Source organism: Streptomyces sp. NPDC001890, from assembly GCF_042891445.1.
In the GTDB taxonomy this organism is placed as follows: Bacteria; Actinomycetota; Actinomycetes; order Streptomycetales; family Streptomycetaceae; genus Streptomyces.
Window position 1 is genome coordinate 101,416 of the sequence record NZ_JBIATE010000011.1, and the last position, 17,984, is coordinate 119,399.

Annotated in this window: 16 protein-coding genes and 4 pseudogenes; 8 read left to right on the forward strand and 12 right to left on the reverse strand. The window is 68.7% G+C overall.

Translation table 11 applies throughout. From position 1 onward, the window contains the following. The first annotated feature begins 12 nt into the window (after window positions 1–12). Together ACFYY1_RS25085 and ACFYY1_RS25090 are read left to right on the forward strand one after the other, a co-directional pair. On the forward strand, window positions 13–867 hold the full coding sequence (locus ACFYY1_RS25085) for a class I SAM-dependent methyltransferase (protein WP_388589371.1): 855 nt from the start codon (window positions 13–15) through the stop codon (window positions 865–867). A gap of 32 nt (window positions 868–899) precedes the next feature. Continuing rightward, a pseudogene (locus tag ACFYY1_RS25090) lies at window positions 900–1,908 on the forward strand (IS5 family transposase). On the opposite strand, the gene ACFYY1_RS25095 reads toward ACFYY1_RS25090, so the two are convergent. The 8 genes and pseudogenes from ACFYY1_RS25095 to ACFYY1_RS25130 form a co-directional block, all read right to left on the reverse strand. Next, complete coding sequence (locus ACFYY1_RS25095) at window positions 1,905–2,459, reverse strand: hypothetical protein (RefSeq protein ID WP_388589376.1); 555 nt, start codon at window positions 2,457–2,459, stop codon at window positions 1,905–1,907. The pseudogene ACFYY1_RS25090 and the gene ACFYY1_RS25095 sit on opposite strands and share 4 nt — an antisense overlap. Before the next feature lie 343 nt (window positions 2,460–2,802). After that, window positions 2,803–3,447 carry a hydrolase gene (locus tag ACFYY1_RS25100; protein ID WP_388589379.1) on the reverse strand — a complete coding sequence of 215 codons (645 nt, stop codon included), beginning with the start codon at window positions 3,445–3,447 and terminating at the stop codon, window positions 2,803–2,805. A 1,358-nt stretch (window positions 3,448–4,805) separates the two neighbouring features. Next, window positions 4,806–5,402: pseudogene (locus tag ACFYY1_RS25105) on the reverse strand (IS5 family transposase); the annotation flags it as partial. 263 nt (window positions 5,403–5,665) lie between these two features. Further along, on the reverse strand, window positions 5,666–6,277 hold the full coding sequence (locus ACFYY1_RS25110; protein ID WP_388589382.1) for a hypothetical protein: 612 nt from the start codon (window positions 6,275–6,277) through the stop codon (window positions 5,666–5,668). A gap of 8 nt (window positions 6,278–6,285) precedes the next feature. After that, window positions 6,286–6,926 (reverse strand): annotated as a pseudogene (locus tag ACFYY1_RS25115) (IS5 family transposase); the annotation flags it as partial. Between the two features lie 204 nt (window positions 6,927–7,130). Then, window positions 7,131–7,598 carry a hypothetical protein gene (locus ACFYY1_RS25120; protein ID WP_388589384.1) on the reverse strand — a complete coding sequence of 156 codons (468 nt, stop codon included), beginning with the start codon at window positions 7,596–7,598 and terminating at the stop codon, window positions 7,131–7,133. Window positions 7,599–7,989: 391 nt separating this feature from the next. Further along, on the reverse strand, window positions 7,990–8,487 hold the full coding sequence (locus ACFYY1_RS25125; protein WP_388589387.1) for a hypothetical protein: 498 nt from the start codon (window positions 8,485–8,487) through the stop codon (window positions 7,990–7,992). 92 nt (window positions 8,488–8,579) lie between these two features. Further along, window positions 8,580–9,176, reverse strand: coding sequence for an LD-carboxypeptidase (locus ACFYY1_RS25130; RefSeq protein WP_388589388.1), 597 nt, complete (start codon window positions 9,174–9,176; stop codon window positions 8,580–8,582). Between ACFYY1_RS25130 and ACFYY1_RS25135 the strand changes: the two genes are divergently transcribed. The 3 genes from ACFYY1_RS25135 to ACFYY1_RS25145 all read left to right on the forward strand — a co-directional run bounded on the left by ACFYY1_RS25135 (window position 9,148) and on the right by ACFYY1_RS25145 (window position 10,719). Beyond that, window positions 9,148–9,360, forward strand: coding sequence for a helix-turn-helix domain-containing protein (locus ACFYY1_RS25135; RefSeq protein WP_388589390.1), 213 nt, complete (start codon window positions 9,148–9,150; stop codon window positions 9,358–9,360). The genes ACFYY1_RS25130 and ACFYY1_RS25135 overlap by 29 nt on opposite strands. 202 nt (window positions 9,361–9,562) lie before the next feature. Beyond that, complete coding sequence (locus ACFYY1_RS25140) at window positions 9,563–10,042, forward strand: hypothetical protein (protein WP_388589660.1); 480 nt, start codon at window positions 9,563–9,565, stop codon at window positions 10,040–10,042. Then, window positions 10,039–10,719: a vitamin K epoxide reductase family protein gene (locus ACFYY1_RS25145; RefSeq protein WP_388589393.1), complete on the forward strand. Its 681-nt coding sequence runs from the start codon at window positions 10,039–10,041 to the stop codon at window positions 10,717–10,719. The genes ACFYY1_RS25140 and ACFYY1_RS25145 overlap by 4 nt, the downstream gene beginning before the upstream one ends. Here the strand turns inward: ACFYY1_RS25145 and ACFYY1_RS25150 are convergent. Then, entirely contained in the window at window positions 10,670–12,001 is a 1,332-nt protein-coding gene (locus tag ACFYY1_RS25150) for a globin domain-containing protein (protein WP_388589396.1), read from the reverse strand. The two genes, ACFYY1_RS25145 and ACFYY1_RS25150, sit on opposite strands and share 50 nt — an antisense overlap. 277 nt (window positions 12,002–12,278) lie before the next feature. On the opposite strand from ACFYY1_RS25150, the gene ACFYY1_RS25155 reads away from it, so the two are divergent. Continuing rightward, window positions 12,279–13,004, forward strand: a complete 726-nt coding sequence (locus tag ACFYY1_RS25155) for a response regulator (RefSeq protein ID WP_388589662.1) — start codon at window positions 12,279–12,281, stop codon at window positions 13,002–13,004. A 27-nt stretch (window positions 13,005–13,031) separates the two neighbouring features. On the opposite strand, the gene ACFYY1_RS25160 is transcribed toward ACFYY1_RS25155, so the two are convergent. Continuing rightward, the gene (locus ACFYY1_RS25160) at window positions 13,032–14,687 is read right to left on the reverse strand and encodes a GAF domain-containing protein (protein WP_388589664.1); all 1,656 of its coding nucleotides are present in this window, start codon (window positions 14,685–14,687) and stop codon (window positions 13,032–13,034) included. 482 nt (window positions 14,688–15,169) lie between these two features. After that, entirely contained in the window at window positions 15,170–15,517 is a 348-nt protein-coding gene (locus ACFYY1_RS25165) for a DoxX family protein (RefSeq protein ID WP_388589399.1), read from the reverse strand. 92 nt (window positions 15,518–15,609) lie between these two features. On the opposite strand from ACFYY1_RS25165, the gene ACFYY1_RS25170 reads away from it, so the two are divergent. Further along, window positions 15,610–16,053: a MarR family winged helix-turn-helix transcriptional regulator gene (locus ACFYY1_RS25170; RefSeq protein ID WP_388589402.1), complete on the forward strand. Its 444-nt coding sequence runs from the start codon at window positions 15,610–15,612 to the stop codon at window positions 16,051–16,053. Window positions 16,054–16,287: 234 nt separating this feature from the next. Here the strand turns inward: ACFYY1_RS25170 and ACFYY1_RS25175 are convergent, their stop codons facing one another. Next, complete coding sequence (locus ACFYY1_RS25175; protein ID WP_388589405.1) at window positions 16,288–17,283, reverse strand: hypothetical protein; 996 nt, start codon at window positions 17,281–17,283, stop codon at window positions 16,288–16,290. Window positions 17,284–17,433: 150 nt separating this feature from the next. On the opposite strand from ACFYY1_RS25175, the pseudogene ACFYY1_RS25180 reads away from it, so the two are divergent. Then, window positions 17,434–17,904: pseudogene (locus tag ACFYY1_RS25180) on the forward strand (pyridoxamine 5'-phosphate oxidase family protein). Window positions 17,905–17,984: the final 80 nt, after the last annotated feature.

A 17,984-nucleotide genomic window follows, 5' to 3' on the forward strand; every position in this document is an offset into this window, starting at 1 on the left:
GGAGGGTAAGCCGTGCACGCGATCGCCAACCATCAGCAGGCAGAGGCATGGAATGACTGGGAGGGCATCCTCTGGGCCGAACACCCCGAGCGTTACAACGGGATGATGGGCGCGTTCAACGCACCCCTGTTCGCCGCCGCAGGCATCGCGGCCCAGGACTGGGTCCTCGACGTCGGCTGCGGCACCGGCCAGACGACGCGCCTTGCAGCACAACGGGCGTACGACGGAAACGTCGTGGGAATCGACCTGTCCGCGCCGATGCTGGAACGCGCCCGCCGTGACGCTGCCACGGAGGGTCTCGACAACATCACCTTCGAGCAGGGCGACGCACAGGTGCATCCGTTCCCCGACCGTGGGTTCGATGTCCTCGTCAGCCGCGGCGGTGTCATGTTCTTCGCCGACCACGTCGCAGCCTTCACTCATCTCAGGCACGCGCTCGTGCCGGCCGGCCGCCTCGCGTTCCTCGGCCCGCGGCCCGCGGGCCCGGACAGCGCCTACGCCCGTGCGACCGCCGCACTCTCGCCGTTCCTGCGCGAGGCATCCCCCGCTTCCAGGGGCATGGGGTCGCTCCTCGACCCCGCGCGCATCCGCCGAGTACTCGCCGCCAGCGGGTTCACCGACATCGAGGTGGCTTCATTTGAGGCGCCCATGACCCTTGGCACCAACGCGGGCGACGCCGCAGACTTCATCTTCTCCATGGGCCCGACGCGCCACAACCTGCGGGATGTCGACCCCGCAACCATCACCCGCATCCGTGCCGAAGTACACGACGCGCTCACGGAGTTCGAGACCACAGACGGTGTCCGCATCCCCGGAGCAGTCTGGATCGTCACAGCGATGCGTGAGCCCATCTCTTCGAGCAACTGACGCATCATTGCAGAGGCGATCAGCAGGGGGATCTGACGGACGTGGAGTGGGCGCTGCTGAAGCCGCTGCTGCCGGTGAGCAACAACCGGTGCGGCCGGTGGCGGGACCACCGCCAAGTGATCAACGGCATCATCCATCGATTGGGCAGCGGGGGGCAGTGGCGTGAGCTGCCGGACCGCTTCGGACCGTGGCAGACCGTCCACAAACGGCACGCGCTGTGGTCGGCAGACGGCACCGGGGAGATGCTGCTCCAGCATGTCCAAGCCCAGGTCGCCGCCGAGGACGGCATCGACCTGGGACGTCTCGGTCGACTCCAGTGTGATGCGCGCCCACCAACACGCCGCCGGGATGCATCATGGCGAAGACGTACTCGCCGCCCTGGAGAAGGCGGCCGCAGGGAGAAGAAGGTCACGTCAAAAGGGGCGACTTGAAAGAACGAACCGGACACGACGTCGAAGCGGACCCCGAACGGAAGGAGAGACGACGCGTCCGGTGCCGACGAAAGCTCCGACTCAGAGCCGCCCTCCTCGGGCGTTCGCGGGGCGGGCAGACCAGCAAGGTTCACCTCGCCACCGACCGTAAGTGCCGCCCGCTGGCGTTCGTCCTGACCGCCGGCCAGGCTGTCGTCAGCCCGCAGTTCATCTCCGTCCTGAAGAAGATCCGGATTCACGGGCCCGTTGGCCGCCCCCGCACCCGGCCCAACGCCGTCGCGGGCGACATGGCCTATTCGTCCCGCGGCAACCGAGCCCACCTACGCAGACGCGGCATCAAGGCCGTCATCCCGGAGAAGGTCGACCAGGCTGCCAACCGGAAGGAGTGGTCCAAGGCAGCCGGCCCGTCAGCCACGACGTAGATCTGTACAAGGAACGGAACACCGTCGAGCGGCTGATCAACAAGCTGAAGGCCTGGCGGGGCATCGCCACCCGGTACGACAAGACCCCGGAGAGCTACCTCGCCGGACTCCACCTGCGCGCCTCGATGATCTGGATCAAAGACCTCACCAGGGGCGACCCGCTGATCAGGACTCGCTCCGTACCCTAGCGCCGTCGTCCGCGTCCGCCCTGCCGTCTGCCCTTGCCCCTGCTGGGTCGTCTGCTCTTGGCCTTGCCCCTGCGCCTGCCCGGAGCCTGCACCGGGTGCCCCTGCCAGTCGATGCTGTCGTCCTCCGAGAGGCTCGCTGCATACGAGAGCGCATGCTGGATCAGCAGCGCCAACAGGCGCTTGGACTCCACCGAGGGAAGCTCGCTCTGCCAGGGGCAGAGCGAGTACCAACCCTGGCCCGGATCCGTCAGGGGCGGGCAGGGCTCTGCGGGCACCAGGGGCTCAGCCGGCGCTTCGGGAAGGCGCACCAGCAGCATGCCCATGCTCCAGGCGACGACCGCGGCGATGCCCTTGGCTGCAAGCACCGGCATCCCGGACGTCGCCAGAACGGGCCACCGGGGAGCAAGATCCTCAAGCCTCTCGACCAGATCGGGGTGGGTATGCAGCTCCCACCCCTCATGGACGTATGCGCCGCGCCCCTGCGGAACGCCCTGCTGCCGCAGCAGGTCGAGCAGCGCCGTGTTCTGAGGCAGGTCCGGCAGCAGCGTCATGCCTCGACACGCTACGCGCCGTTCAGCAGTGGGGACAGTGGTGGCGCACCTCTCCAGCAGGCTCACCGGACCGGCACCATTCGGCAGTACTGGTACGGCCCGGTGGTGTCAGACCGCTCCCGCCCTCCGCCGCCACCATGGCGAATCCGCAGAATGATCACGACTCGATAAGCGCCCTGATGGAGACGGTGCGGCAGCCGAGTGTCCGGGCCGTGGCCACCCGCTACGACGAGCGCGGATACCTCTGCCTCGGCACTGCTGCTGCGGCGGCATCACCCGTCTTGCTCCGATCGTGATCGAGGAGACAGGCCCTGTGCCCGGCCACTCATGAGTGCCCGGCCATTCATGCCTGGTCGCGTTCGCTGGCAAACTGCAGCCCGGCTGTGCCGCCGATCTCGATGAAGAGCTTCATGAACTGGTCGGCAGTCTCCTTGCGATTCCAGTCACGCTGGAGCTCGCACAGCAGCTGAGTCCACGTGATCAGCTGCGCGCCTGCCTGTTCCACACGGCGCAGGGCGGTTTCGTGCGCCGTGAGCGATGTGCCGCCTACCGCGTCCACCACGGGGTACACCTCGTAACCCTCGTGGAGGGCGTCGTAGGTGGGGAACGTCAGACAGGCCTCCGTCCAGAGTGCCGCCATGATCAGTTTCCGGCGGCCCGTCGCTTCGATCGCGTCGACGAACTCCTGATCCTCCCACGCATTGATCGACGTGCGATCGTACGTCGGCAGATCATCAAGCACTTCGCGCAGTTGCGGGATGGGCGGTTTGTTGAGCCCGGTCGCGACATTGACCGTCGAGTGGACGATCGGCAGTCCGTAGGCCCGGCCGATCTTCGCCAGCCCGACAATGTTATCGACCAGCAGTTGCCGGTCCATGGAATCGATCGAGTTCACTTGAACCGGCTGGTAGTCGATGATGACGAGCGCCGCGTTCTTCGGCGTCAACAGCCCGTCGGTTTCCTGGTCACGGATTGGTTTACTGGTCATCCTTCGGGCTCCTTGGTGCGCCGGGTACGGAACGTCGGCGCTCTCCGAACGCTTCCCTGGTCCTGATCGCTGGGATACCGGGCCGCGGAACGGCTCTCACGGCCTTTCAAGGCCTCTTGCTTCCGTCGGTCCTGTCCGGGCGGCAGAGTGCGCCGGGACCGCGAGCCACCGTCGCGCTCCCGCATCCCTCACAGCGCGCAGCTCACACAAGAAGAGGAGGCGGGTCGGGGTCCTGCTCACACCCTGGCGAGAGGCATTCGTCATCTTGGCCGCTCCACAATTCGACCACCCTCCACCCAGCTCCGCAACGCAGACAGGGCGGCACGAGAGGCCGTTGTGCGACTGCTTCCAGCGGTTCTGGCCAGCGGCACGCACGCTTCCGACGGCCACGGCTGATCACGAACTTGCCGAGGTACCGTTCCCATGCCCGGGCCGCGTTGGTGAGGGGGTCCGCTCGAATTCGAGCCGGATCCGGCGGTGCACGTCCCGCTCGCCGACGCAGTCTTCGCCGGGGATGCCCTGACCACGCGCCACGTCCTCACCGGACGGGCAGGCCCGCAGAGGCCGCCTCTACCGATGACCACGCCGAAGCGCTCGCACCCTTCGGCGATATCGCCGATCTGGCGGCGTCCTGGGTGCTCCCCGGTCACGGCACCCCCTGGTGCACCTCGCCGGCCCGTGTACGTAAGGGGGTTCAGCTGGCTCACGACCCTCAAACGCCACGCCGGCATCACCGATCGTGACGAGCGAGGTCAGCGCGGGACCTCCGGCCGAAGCAGCGTGGCCGGTCTGTGCCGCCCTGCCTTTCAGCTGGGTAGGAGAGCAGAAGCGTTCGAGCGGGTGACCACGGAAAGGTGTTGCGCGCCCGCACTTGGGGCCACGTCTGCCAACTCAACTCCATGGCCTGCGCATTCACCATCAACCCACGTCGGCACGGCGGGCTGCTGGACGGCGGTGACCAGGCCGTGTTCCCGGATGCCGACTCCAAGGTCAAGCAGGTCACCGGCGCCGCGAAACGGGGAACCGGGCACGGCTACACCAAGGTCGAAGGTCTGCACTTCCATCTCGTCACGGCCTCGACCCCGCTGTCCGCACCGGTGATCGTGGTGCGGGCCGACTCCGCGTTCTTCTCCCACAAGGTCGCCGCTGCCTGCCGCCGCTGCCTGCCGTCGCGCGAAGGTGCGGTTCTCCCTCGCGGTCCCGATCCGCAAGAAGATCCGCGAACACCTCGCCGCCATCGAGGAGAGTGCGTGAACGCCGATCAAGCACCCGAAAGCGATCTGGGACGAGGCCGAGCGCCGCTGGGTCTCCGACGCGGAGGTCGCCGAGATCGAGCACTCCGCGTTCACGGGCAAGGCGAAAGAGCGAAGCAGAGCGCGGGTCTTGTCCGAGTCGTAGCCGGCGTCCAGGTGCACGGTGATGTCGTCGGGCAACGGTCCCAGGTCGTCAAGAGGGTCCAGGGTCGGGGCGAGCAACGGGGTGTCGTGACGGTTGGCGCCGGCCAGGACACGGCCCAGTGGAATACCGTATCCGTCCGTCATACCCGAGCGTTTGAGGCCCTGTTTGCCGCGGTCGACCGGTGAGCGGCCGGCGGCCTCGCCGCCTCCGGGGGCCTTGGTGATGGAGCCGTCGACGGCAATCTGGTCGAGGACAAGGCCGATGATCCGGTCGTAGGAGTCCAGCGCCATCTGCTTGAGCCGGGCGAACACGCCCAGGCGTATCCACTCGTCGCGACGGCTGCGGATCGTGGTGGCCGAGCAGGTTGTGTCGGCAATCGCCTCGCAAGAGCAGCCGAAACGAAGCAGTTGCAGGAGCTTGTCGAAGATGCCCCAGTCACTGATGCGCCGACGGTGGCAGCCGAGCGGATGACCGGTGCGGTACTCCGGCTGCTCAGGCAGCAGGGCTGCGAATTGGCCCCAGAGCGGTTCTGTCAGCCATGACGGACGCGCGGGCACAAGCCTCCTCAGTGATCACAGAGCGTCGCAACTCCCTGATCGTCGGCACCCGTGCCTGTCCTGCTGCCGGGCCCCACCATCGAGCCACGGCCTTGACCACCGGCGTCTCGGTGCGCAATCCGCACCCGACGAGCATGAAGTGCTGGGTGTAGGTCGCTGTGACGTGAAGACGGGCAGGCGCGGTTCGTGCGGATCAGTGGGCGCTGCATTCGATGAGCAGTGCATCGGTGAGGACGAGTCGGGGTCAGAGGGCGCTGATCGGCTCAGCCGTGGAGAGTGACGTGGGGCAGCGGACGGCCAGTGGCGTCGAACAACGCGGCTCCGCAATCGCAGCGCTCGTCGGCCAGGGTCTGGTCCGCCGACAATTCCCAGACCAGCATCTGCGAGCAGTTCGGGCAGTCCAGGCTGACCAGGGTCTCGTCGGGTTCCGAGCCCCAGGCCCGCACCGGAAGGCCCTGGTGCATCAACCCGGTCGGCTCACGCTCATCGGTCAGCGCGACCAGTACCTCGTAGGTGTCGGTGCCGTTCTCCCACACCATGAGCGTGCAGCGGAGATCTGCCAGCACACCGGACAGGTGATCGAGCTGACGGACCGGCAAATCACCGCGGCGCAGGGTCGGGTCGGTCTCGGCTGCTCGGTATACGACGTTGGTGTCGACGTCTGTCGGCTCCGCCCCGAAGGTCCGCACTCGACCAGCCACGAACGCAGCCAGCTGGCCCGGGTGGTCCTCACCGGCCCAGTCCATCGTGAACATCACGCTGTCGACGGGAACCCCCCGGGCCCGTTCGCCGGGGCTCAGGACCAGCTCTTCCAGTTCTGTCACGACGATCACGCTATCAACTGCCGGGCGGCGGACGGTGCCGTTGTCGTGCATGACCAACATCAGCCTGAGGTTCGGATGTGTCTCAAGCAGACGATGCTGCGTGCAAGTTGGAGCAGCCCGACATGCAGGTCGGCGCGTATCTCGTAGCGGGTGCGGAGTCGTTTGAACTGATGGAGCCAGGCGAAGGTGCGCTCGACGACCCACCGTGTCTTGCCCAGCCCGGACCCGTGCGGGCTGCCGCGACGGGCGATCTTGGGTGTGATCCCGCGGCCCCGGACGAGACGGCGGTACTTGTCGCAGTCGTAGCCGCGATCAACAAAGAGCCGCCGGGGACGGTGGCGTGGTCGGCCACGCAGGCCACGAATGCGAGGTATGGCGTCCAGCAGTGGCATGAGCTGGGTGACATCGTGACGGTTTCCGCCAGTCAGGGAGACGGCGAGCGGAGTACCGTGCCGGTCGACGATCAGGTGGTGCTTGCTGCCGGGTCGGGCACAGTCGACCGGCGAAGGGCCAGTGTGAGCCCCTCTTTGAGCGCCCTGATGTGCGAGCCGTCGATCGCGGCGTCGTCCATCTCCAGCAGGCCATCCCTGCGTAGTTCTGTCACAAGGACCTCGTGCAGGCGGGGCCATACCCCGGCCTCGGTCCAGTCCCGCAGACGCCGCCAGGTCGTCACTCCACTGCAGCCGACCCGCTCTGTGGGAACGTCCCGCCAGCTCACGTTTCCCACTGCCCTGCCCCGCAGACACCCAGTAATCCACCACCGGATGGCGTGCCGCCACGGGTGCAGCCGATCTTGCCGGTGACCTTCACCGTCGCTCGGCTGCGACTACGCGGGCGCGGCTGCGCCTACCAGGTCGCCCACTCCGATTTCCTCAACTCGGGGCGGCAGTCGATGGGCTGCGGATCACGCCGACCCAGGCTGGGGCTCCTCGCCGTCGTAGGCCGCCAGCGCAGCCTGGCGGCATTCCAGCAGGTCGCCAAGGTCCTCGTGGGTCACGTGCTCCTGGGTCAGTGCCACCATGGCCCTGGCCTCGACCGAGGCCCATGCGTGCCGGGCGCGCTTGTTGGCGCGGCGCCTGGTATCGCTGCGCAGGAAGCCCGCTCCCGCCGCGAACCCGGCAGAGGCCAGAGCGGCGAGGGCGGCGGGAACGCGCACGTCCGCCGAGGCCAGTCCTGCCGCTCCCGCCGTGCCCGCGAGCAGGGCCGCGGGGAAACCGAGGGCGATGTCCGTCCTGGCCCAGAACTCGGCCCGGCGGTAGGCGAGTTTCTTCTGGCGCGTCGCCTCGTCTCTCAGCCGCTCGATCTCGGCACGCAGGCGGTGCGCGAACTCGTCCGGGATCAGGCCTGTGGTTCCGTCAGCGGGAGTGACCATAAAAGCATTCCAACACGCCTGCACCGGAATGTACTTGGCGAGCCCGGACAGCCTTCGAACGCGGCGGACGTGAGCTTCCCACAATGGTGTGCGCCAAGTCGTGCAGCCGATCTTGCCGATACGGTGGCAGGCCATCACTGAACGTGGCATCGGTATCCATCACCGCACCTACGACCACGATCTGCTGGTCCCTTCCCGGGGGCTGGACTCCGAAGTGGCGGCCCCGGGCAGGGACATGCAGAGTCCGTACCAACCCGCACGTCGTTGATGACGCTCTTTGACATCGGCCACCCCCTGCTCAGGGGTGACCCCACACCTGCTCACGCTTCCCCAGCTGCGGAATGAGATGACCACCGTGGGGCACGGGGCCGGTTTGTTGCTCCGCCGATGGTCAGAGTTGGTTCGCAATCCGCCGGCCGAGTTGTTCGAGGAACTTCTGCAAGCTGGCCTCGGCAATCTCGAAGCCGTCGAACCAGGAAGCCGTAGTGGACTTCCAGACTTGTCCGCTGTCTCCGATCGCGAACAGATGACCCCCGCCGTCGCTGGCGAAGACCAGCGCGATGGATTCGCCGTCAATCGGAGCGGGGCCGTACTCGCGGAAGTGCTCGGCTGCCGTCGCAGGTGAGTGGATGAAGTATCCGCTGTCGACGTCGGGCAGAGAAGCCTCGCCGATCCCCCAATAGAGCGTGGTCAGGTCGGAGGGAATCGGCGTCAGGTCCACGAGTGTGTCCGTCGCCTGGTGGCTGTCGTCGGTTGCGAGCATCACGGCGTTGTGGCCGGGCGGGAAACCGTGCGCAGGGAGGAAGGACTGCGTCAGCCGCTTCAGCGCCGCATCGGCCTGCTCCCACCAGGACCGGACCCACTCCGCATCAAGCCGCTCACCAGACACGTTTCCCCCTCGAATTCGCGTGGAGCGCGCCGGCGCGGGCCCGGTAGAACATATCCGAGAGCCCCGTCTGCCCCCTGCGTTCCCAACTCGCTTCAATCTGTAAAGAAGTGGAGTGAAGAGGATCCCTGGCGGCGCCAGGCTCGACGCCACAGAGCGGTGCCCCCCACGCGTCGGTCCGACCCGAGACCCACGCTCGGGACCCCCGACGACCGGCCGGAGATCTTCAAGGCGTGGTTCAGCCGACCGGTTCCGTCATCGCGTGCGGCCGTACCGCCGGTTCGAGCAGCGACAGTGTCCGCTCCCGCGCGTCCAGGCCCACACGGATGCCGACCGGCATCGACCGCTTGGCGCGCTGCGGGCACGGTCTGCCAGTGCCCGCCGATTCCAGGTGTGGTCAGATCGGCATGGAAGCCGACCATACCCGTGCGCCCATGGAGCACCAGATGCAGCAGCGAGATGTCGCTGTGTCCGAGAATCGGCTTGGGGTCGGCAGTGATCGCCTCGACGTCGATCAGGTCGAAGTAGCCGAGCACCGTCTGGCCGCCGCCATACGCGATGGACGCGCGCACCTCAGGATCGCGCAGCAGTCCGTTGAACTCCCCGGCGATCCCGCCGGCCGAGCAGCACTCCACCAACGGCGCCGCCCTGCTTCGAGAAGCAGTGCCCGACAACTGCCGATGCTCCTCCACCCCGACGCGTTTCCTGCGCGAAACCAGACTCCGGCGCGTACGACAGGAGCTTGTCGCGGCCGACCCCGCCACGACGAAGGTCACCGACGTCGCCGCGCGCTGGGGATTCGTCCACCCCGGTCACTTCTCCGTGTACTACCGTCGGCGGTTCGGCGAGCCGCCGTCCGCCACGCTGCGACGCTGAAGCCTGGCCGGCCCCGCCACGGCGTGCGTCACCGCACAGCATGTCGTATCGGCGGAGCCGGTCGGCCGGCACGACGTAGAGCTCCGCCACCGCCGGCCGCCGGCCGCCGGCCTCCAGGGCCGATCGGCCCTAGTGGTGCACGGTCTCCGACGGGTTCACTGCGATGCATCGCACGCCGCGGGTGCGCGAGGAGGGAATCATGGTGATCGCAGTCGTCGGGCACAGGGATCTCGGCAACAGAACCCTGGAGCTGGTGGAAGCCGAACTGAGAGCGCGGCTGGACCGCTTGGCGGAAGGTGCCGCCGCCCTGGTGCGGGTCGGGGCGGGGCTGCCGTTGGTGTTCGGGCGGGCCGCCCGGGAGGCCGGGCGGAAGCTGACGGTGCTGCTGCCGGCCCAGGGCGCGGTCCCCGCCGTACTGCCCGAGCGGGACCGGTCGGCCGCCGGCGAACTGCTGGTCCTGGCCGAGCACGTACGGCTGCTGCCCTTCGATCCGGCCGACCGCGACGCGTGTGTCGGCGCCGATGAACGGCTGGTGGAGACCTCTCGGACCGTGCTCGCCGTGTGGGACGGATCGCCGTCGGACGGCCGGGACGCCACCGCGCACCTGGTCGCCTTCGCACGTGCACGAGGAATCCGGGTGGAGATCATCTGGCCGGACGGTTCGGTGCGGGGGCGGGCATGAAGCTTTCGGAGCGTGGTACGGGGAGGGTGGCGGAAGGCCCCGAGGCCGGCGAGCGGGAATGCGCCGGCGTGGTCGGGACGGGGGACGAACGGGAGTGCACCGGGGCGAGGCCGGGGTTCGGTTGGCTGCTGGTCGTCACCGCCGCACTCGGGCTGCTCGGCTCGTTCGTCATCACGATCGACAAGTTCGCACTGCTCGCCGATCCCGGCTTCGTGCCCGCCTGCTCGCTGAGCCCCGTGGTGTCCTGCACCAGTGTGATGCGCAGCGAGCAGGCGTCGGCGTTCGGCTTTCCCAACCCGCTCATCGGGCTGGTCGCCTTCGGGACGGTGCTGGGGACCGGGGCGGGCCTCCTCGCGGGTGCGCGCTACCGGCGCTGGTACTGGTGGGGACTGAACCTCGGCACGCTGTTCGGCGCCGGCTTCTGCATGTGGCTGATGACCCAGGCGTTGTTCGAGATCGGCGCGCTCTGTCTGTGGTGCGTGCTCGTGTGGGTGGCCACCGTCCTCATGTTCTGGCACACCACCGTGCACAATCTGCGCCACGGCGTCCTGCCCGCTCCGCGCGCCCTGGTCGCGGCGGTGCTGGAGTTCCCTCTCGTGGTGCCGGTGACCTGGTGTCTGGCCATCGTCATGCTGATAGCAATCCGGTTCTGGTCGTACTGGCAGACATTTCTGTGACCGCGACCGCGCCGGCGGCGTCATGACGGATCTGCTCGGCCGGTACTCCGGCGGCGGCCAGCCGGGCGGCGACCGCCTGCGCCGGCCCGGTGGCGGCGGCCTCGGGGGCCAGGGCCAGACAGGCGTGCTGCCGGGCCGCGGCCCCGGGCTGCGGGGGCAGTATGCCGTTCAGGGCCGACAGCCAGGCATCCGCGAATCGAGGGTTCGTCGTGTCGGCCGCGATGACGGTCAGCCAGGGGCGTTTGCGCCGGAAGGCTTCCAGATACGCCGCGTCGTACATCTCCCCGTCCGTCGCCGTCTCCCCTGTGGGGCCCAGCAGCAGCCGTACCCGGCGCGCGCGGGCGCGCTCGTCGTCGATCCGCTGGAGCAGGGCCTTCATCGGGGCCCAGCCCGTACCGGAGGCGATCAGCAGGAGGTCCGCGAAGGGAAGGTGCTCCGGCAGGGCCAGTGCCCCGCGCGGGGCACTGAGCCGGACGGTGCAGCCCTCTCGCGTACCGTGCACCAGAGCGCCGCTCACCCCGTCGGCGCCCCGGGCCCGTACGTGGAACTCCAGTTCACCGTCCGGATGCGGGGCACGGGCCAGGTAGTACGGACGCCATGCCTGCTCCAGGAGCGGCGACTCCAGGGACGCGTACTGCCCGGCCTCGAAGGCGTAGGGCTGATGGGGCCGTACCCGCAGTACCGCGAGATCGGGGGTGCGCAGTTCGTGCGAGGTCACCGTCGCCTCCCAGCTGGGTAGTTCGGCGATCGCCTCGTCCGCTCCCCTGACCATCGCCGAGACGGCCAGCCGCAGCATTCGCAGCCAGGCCTGCTCCAGTTCGTGGGTCCACCGGGCGCCCGAGCGCACGCGCAACGCCTCGATCAGCGCCGCCTCGAATGCCTCGAAGTGCGCGGGGCGCACACCGAGCTTGCGGTGATCGCGCCCCAACTGACCGAAGACGCGGATGATTTCGTCCGCGCGGTGCAGATTACCGATCAGATAGCGGAAGATCCCGGCGAGATGGGCCTGCTGGAAGGCCATCGACTCGGGGAACAGAGACCTCAGATACGGGTGCCGCTCGAACAGGATCCGGTACAGCTCGGCGATCAGCTCCTCCAGCGGGTTCACCAGGAGCAGTGAGTCGCCGATCAGCAGTTGGTCGGCCGTTCCGTCGTACGCCTGCGGGGCCTTTGCGCTGCACTCCCCGGCACGGCTTCCGGCCGGGGCCAGGATGCGTCGCCGGAGCCGCATCGCGTCATGCCGTGCGAGCAGTGCGTGGTAGTCCTCGCTCGGGGTGTTCATGGGCCGGTTGCTCCTCGTTGCAGCACAGTGGGGTGGCCGGGAAGGAAGACGTCCGGGGCGCCCGGACGATCTTGGCGGCGTCAGTATGGCACCGCGCCCCACCCGCTGACCGGCCCCTGGCCACAGGGCCTTTCGGCCCTGTTCAGGCACCGTTTTCCATGCTGCCGCACCCCGGCGGGAACAGCCCCGCGGACGGGCACATACTGTTGGCGCCCCTCTCCCCGAACCGATCGAGCATGTGGTGAATGAGTTCGCGAGTACCCCACCGAGCACGGCCCTGACGAGCACGGAATCGCCCCGGTCCCCGGCCCCCGTACGCGTCTTCATCCTCGATGACCACGAGGTCGTCCGGCGCGGCGTACGCGATCTGCTGGAGGCCGAGGACGACATCGAGGTCGTCGGCGAGGCGTCCGACGCCCGGGAGGCGCTGGCCCGGGTACCGGCAAGCAGACCGCACGTCGCCGTGCTGGACGTACGACTCGGCGACGACCGGGGCGGTGATCACGCCGGCATCGAGGTCTGCCGGGAGCTGCGCGCGCTGATGCCCGAACTCGCCTGCCTGATGCTGACGTCGTTCGACGACGACGAGGCACTGTTCGACGCCATCATGGCGGGCGCCGCAGGATACGTGCTCAAGCAGATCAACGGAGCCGATCTGATCACCGCCGTGCGCAGGGTCGCGTCGGGCACCTCGATGCTCGATCCGCGGACGACCGCCCGCGTGATGGAGCGGCTGCGGGGCGGTGAGCGGCCCCCGGCCGAGGTGTCGGAGGGATCGGAACTGGACGGACTGACGCCCAGGGAACGGCAGATCCTCGATCTCATCGGCGAGGGACTCACCAACCGCGAGATCGCGGAACGCCTCTTTCTCGCCGAGAAGACCGTCAAGAACCGCATCTCCTCGATCCTCGCCAAACTGGGCGTGGGCCGCCGGATCCAGGCCGCGATGCTCGTCGGCCGGGTCAAGGGCCGCCAGGGGTGGCCCCGGGATCCAAGAGGCTGACGGGTACTCGGACGCCGGTCCCGGGCATCAGTCGTGGAGCGGTGCGCGCCAGATGATCCGGGTGCCGCCGTCCGTCGGCCGTTCGACGGACAGGGTGCCGCCGCACAGTTCCGCCCGCGTACGCATGTTGGTCAGCCCTCCGGGGCGCTCGGCCGCGGTTCCTGTCCCGGCCGTGGTCGTGACACCGTCGCGGATCCCGATGCCGTTGTCGGTGACGGTCAGGGTCACCGCGTCGTCGGCCGACAGGACGATGCCGATACGCGTGGCGCGGGCATGGCGGGAGGCGTTGGACACCGCCTCGGCGGCGACCGCCACCACATGTTCGGCCACCTCGTCCGGGACCGTGGTGTCCACCGGCCCGTCGATCCGCAGAGAGGGCCGGAATCCGAGGGCGCGGGCCGCCGTGCGAGTGGTCTCCGCCATACGGTGCCGCAGCCCGCCGCGGCCCGGACCGTCCGCCGTCCGCAGATCGAAGATGGTGGACCGGATGATCCGGATCGTGGTGTCCAGATCGTCCACCGCCCTGCTGACCCGCTCGGCCGCGTCCGGCCGGTCCGCGATGGCACGCGTGGTGCTCTGCAGGGTCATCCCGGTCGCGAAGAGACGCTGGATCGCCAGATCGTGCAGATCGCGGGCGATCCGGTCCCGGTCGTGCATGACGGCGAGTTCCTCGGACTCGGCGCGCCTGCGGGCCAGTTCCAGGGCGATGGCCGCCTGGTCGGCGAAGCCCGAGACGAGCGCCACCTCGGTGTCGTCGAACGGCGGGCGGTCCACCGGCCGCCCCAGGCGCAGGGCACCCCTGGTCTCCGCGTCGACCCGCAGAGGCACCGTCACCACCGGGCCCAGGCCGTCCTCGGCACCGTCGCCGAACGGGTGGGCCCGGGGATCGGTACGCACATCGGCGCAGTGCACCGGGGTCCCGGTACGGGCGGCGAGTCCGGCCAGTGAACCCCGCGCGGGTACGGACAGCCCCGTGACGCGCTCGGAGTCCCTGCCGTGGGCGACGGCAACGGTCAGACGCTCCGGGGCTTCGGAGCGGGGCGTGGGGGGTGGCGGCAGCAGGATGGCGGCCCGGTCGGCCCCGGCCACCTCCATCGCCCGCTCCGCGATCAGATGCAGCACCTCGTCGGCGTCCGTCCCCGAGAGCAGGGTGCGGGTGATCTCGCCCAGCGCCTCCAGCCGCCGCTCCCGGCGACGGCTCTCGTCGTACAGGCGGGCGTTGTCGATGGCGACCCCGGCCGCGATCGACAGGGTGGTCAGCACCGCTTCGTCGTCGGTGTCGAAACTCACCCCGCCCCGCTTCTCGGTGAGATAGATGTTGCCGAACACCTCGTCCCGCACCCGCACCGGCACCCCGAGGAAGGTGCGCATCGGGGGATGGTGGGGCGGAAATCCGAAGCTGCGCGGATGGTTGCTGAGATCGGTGAGCCGCAGCGGTTCCGGGTGCCGGATCAGCTCTCCGAGGATGCCGCGTCCGCACGGTGTCTGGCCGATCTCAGCAGCGAGCTGTTCCGATATGCCGACCGGCAGGAACTCCAGCAGCTTCTGCCCGTCCCCGACGATGCCGAGCGCCCCGTACTCCGCGTCGGTCAGGGTCACCGCGGCCTCCACGATCCCGCGGAGCACCTCGGGCAGTTCCAGGCCCCGCCCCAGGCTCATCACGGCATCCAGCAGACTGCGCATCCTGTCCGGCCGGCTGGGCTGGGGCCAGGCCGCCGGACCGGCACAGAGGGAGTCGGGCAAAGCCTCGGGGGCTGTCTCTGTCATCGGGCGCCGCTCTCAGAATCCGTGTGCCGTATACCGGGAATCGCTCACCGGATCACCGCAGGTCCGGGGCCGGTCCACGGACGGTCAGCCTACGGCAGCCGCAGGGCGGTTCCGGCCGTGCGGCTACCGGCCCGTGAGGCCGGTCGGCTCCCCTGCGCCCCGGCAAGCAGGGCCGGTCGGCCCGGCGGAACGTACCCCGTAGGTCCCTGGAGGAATTCGCGGGGCGCGGCCAGCATGGTGCGGTCGGGAAGGTCCGGACCCGTCCCCTCGTGATCTGCCGGACCTTTCCGGCCGCTCCTCCGGATGGAGCTTGAAGGCGCCCGGCAGGTCGGCCGGAGATGTCTGCCGCCGCCGCAGGAGGACGCCGGGCGGTACGTCTCGCCCTGCACAGGAGGAGGTCAGACGGAGGCTATGCGCAGCACCAGTGCGGCGACCGAGAGCAGAGTGAGCACAACGGCCGGTGCCACTGCGTAGTCCTTCGCACGCAGGTGGGCGATCACCGCGCCGACGAAGTAGAGCACCAGGCCCACGGCAGCGGCCATGCCGAGCGGTGGGAGAACCAGGCCCCCCAGCAGGCCGAGAGCGCCTGCCGCCTTCGCGGTCGCGAGCCAGGGCAGCCATGAGTCGGGCACGCCCAGCTTGGTCACGCTGCCTGCGACCTGCGGATTGCGGGTGAAGGTCATGAAGGCCGAGGCGGACAGGCCGAGCGCAAGCAGCGCGGCGACGACAACGTAGCCAATGAACATGGTGCGACTCCAATGATCTTGAGCAATCAATCGTTGAACACTATAAACGATTTGGCTCGCTCCACAATAGAGCCGCTGTTACGGTGGAGGGCATGGCAGCTGCGCACCCGAACGAACGCCTCGGCTTCCTCCTCTCCTTCCGCGGGGAGCTCACCGGAGCACGCATCCGCGCCGCCCTGGCTGTCGCCGGGTTGCACCCACGCAACGCGATGACCCTGATGCGACTCGCCCCCGGTGCCACCAGTCAGCGCGACCTGGCCGCCACGATGGAGATCGATCCCAGTCAACTGGTCGCGATTCTGAACGAGTTGGAGTACTCGGGGCTGTGCGAGCGGCGCCGCGACCCGGCCGACCGGCGACGCCACATCGTGGAGATCACCCCGGCCGGCCGGCAGGCCCTGGAACGCATCGACGAAGCGGTGAGCGCGGCCGAGCGCGAGCTCTTCGGCAATCTCACCAAGGCCGAGCAGACCCTGTTGCGGAGTCTGCTCAACCGTGTCGTGGTGGATCCGGCCGCCCACGAGTGCGGCGAGTAGTCGCCGGCTCCCGCTTTCCTCACAGCCCCGCAACGGGGATCCTGTCCTCCGGGGTCGGCATGCCTTTCTCCCCGGGAACGATCTCCGCCGCCCGGTGAGCCCGGCGTACGCCAGGGGCCGCGCAGATGCGGATCGCGTGCGGCTGGTTGCCCACGGGCTTCTCGGACAACGGTGGCCGCAACCGCGACAGCCCGAGCAACGGCCATCCACGTGGATTTCCGATGTTCGGGCAGGTCAGCCGGTCTGGCTGTAGTGCTGGAGATAGAGGAAGATCGAATTCAGGCCCGATCCCACGTGAACGATGTGCAGTTGCCCGCCCGCCGAACCGAAGTCCCAGGCAGCGACTCCCTGAACCTCGTCCCCCGACTCGACGTCCTGATGGAATCGGTAGGAGACCCCGCCGGAGACCGTGTCGATCGAGTAGACCGACTTGGCCGAGTCGTCCACGGAGGCATAGAGCCTGCCCTGCCACATCGCGGCACCCTGGATTCTGCTCAGGGGCTGCGACAGCGTCACGGTCTTCACCACCGGGAGCGCCGAGCCGGGCGCAAGGGTCAGTAAATCGTTCAGGCTGTAGGCGACCAGCTTGTTCGTGCCCTGCGCGGCATCCTGAGTCCAGGGGGCGGTGTAGAGCAGTCCGGAGGCGGCATCCACCGCAACCCACGGCACGCCACCCGGCATCTGCTCGAGCGGCAGTTGCACATAGCGGCCCGTGTAGCTCAGGTCGCTCGCGTTGTACAGCGCCAGCAGCGGATGCCGATAGTCGTTGCCGTCCTCGATCGGGGCAATCACATAGCCGCCGTAGTACTCCACGTCCCCGATGTGATCGCTACCGTACGTCCCCCTCAGCTCCCACGGAATCGGGAATGCCGACGACGCCACCTCCGAGTCGTTCGCGACAGTGGCCTTCACCATCCCGCCGGGCCCTGCGTAGTAGAAATATGTCCCGTCCGTCGCCACGCCCTGTCCACGCTCCAGCGCGTTGAACCCGGTCCAGCGCTGATAGTCCGCCGTCCGTGTCCAGGCCGCTGCCATCGCGGGAGACGCTGCGCTCCCGATGAACGTCACGACCGCGAGCGTCGCACCCGCAACCATCCTGCCCAGCTTCATCTGGTATCCGCCCTTGTCCTGTTCCGGTATGTGCCGAACCGTGTTTCTCACGGGGAATGGATTACAGCGGTGCGGGTCGACGAGCGTCAATGAGCAAGGGGCGAGCAGTTGGCTCGGCATGCGGTACACCCAGCACCCACCGTCTCGGAGCAAGTGAGCTGAGGGTGCACGAGCAGCTCATGGGCGGCCCGGAGCAGAACGGCGCCCTCGGCGAATGTGCCGGCGGTTCGGCTTTCCGTGCCGGCTCAGGGGCGACGCGTTCCTTCCGCCATGGTGCCGCTCCTGGTGAAGCCACTGGTGGGTGCCTGGGCGGCGGAGCGCAGGCGGGACACCCTGGAGCGACTCAGCTCGGAGCGCGACATATGGGTGTCGACTGCCCACCCCGATCACGGCCCGCAGCGGGTGCCGCTGTGGTTTCTGTGGGACGGGCAGGCCGCGTGGATGTGCACCGGCGCGAACTCCGCGACCGCGCGCAACGCACGCGAGGAACCGCGCGTACGGCTGGCTCTGCCGGATACCGTCGACGTGGTAATGCTGCAAGGGGAGGCGGAGTGCGGTCCCGCGCGGGAAGTACCGGAGGAGGCCGCGGATGCGTTCGCGGGCAAGTTCGGTTGGGACCCGCGTACGGAAGAGACCTCGCTCCTGTACCTGCGCGTGGCGCCGTAGACGGTACGCGCCTGGCGTGGGGTGCCGGAACTTCCAGGCCGGGTCGTGATGCGTGACGGGGCGTGGCCGGGGTAGCACGGGGGCAGTGTGAATGTGCTGGTCACAGCCGCTCGTTGAGGGTGGCGACTAGGGCGGTCACCCCTGTCCCCGACGCG

What these genes read in the sequence shown, in the direction of transcription:
- ACFYY1_RS25095 (WP_388589376.1), bottom strand. Translation starts at nt 2,459, where the DNA reads ATGACGCTGCTGCCGGACCTGCCTCAGAACACGGCGCTGCTCGACCTG.
- ACFYY1_RS25100 (WP_388589379.1), bottom strand. Translation starts at nt 3,447, where the DNA reads ATGACCAGTAAACCAATCCGTGACCAGGAAACCGACGGGCTGTTGACG.
- ACFYY1_RS25110 (WP_388589382.1), bottom strand. Translation starts at nt 6,277, where the DNA reads ATGCACGACAACGGCACCGTCCGCCGCCCGGCAGTTGATAGCGTGATC.
- ACFYY1_RS25120 (WP_388589384.1), bottom strand. Translation starts at nt 7,598, where the DNA reads ATGGTCACTCCCGCTGACGGAACCACAGGCCTGATCCCGGACGAGTTC.
- ACFYY1_RS25145 (WP_388589393.1), top strand. Translation starts at nt 10,039, where the DNA reads ATGAAGCTTTCGGAGCGTGGTACGGGGAGGGTGGCGGAAGGCCCCGAG.
- ACFYY1_RS25150 (WP_388589396.1), bottom strand. Translation starts at nt 12,001, where the DNA reads ATGAACACCCCGAGCGAGGACTACCACGCACTGCTCGCACGGCATGAC.
- ACFYY1_RS25160 (WP_388589664.1), bottom strand. Translation starts at nt 14,687, where the DNA reads ATGCGCAGTCTGCTGGATGCCGTGATGAGCCTGGGGCGGGGCCTGGAA.
- ACFYY1_RS25165 (WP_388589399.1), bottom strand. Translation starts at nt 15,517, where the DNA reads ATGTTCATTGGCTACGTTGTCGTCGCCGCGCTGCTTGCGCTCGGCCTG.
- ACFYY1_RS25170 (WP_388589402.1), top strand. Translation starts at nt 15,610, where the DNA reads ATGGCAGCTGCGCACCCGAACGAACGCCTCGGCTTCCTCCTCTCCTTC.
- ACFYY1_RS25175 (WP_388589405.1), bottom strand. Translation starts at nt 17,283, where the DNA reads ATGCCGAGCCAACTGCTCGCCCCTTGCTCATTGACGCTCGTCGACCCG.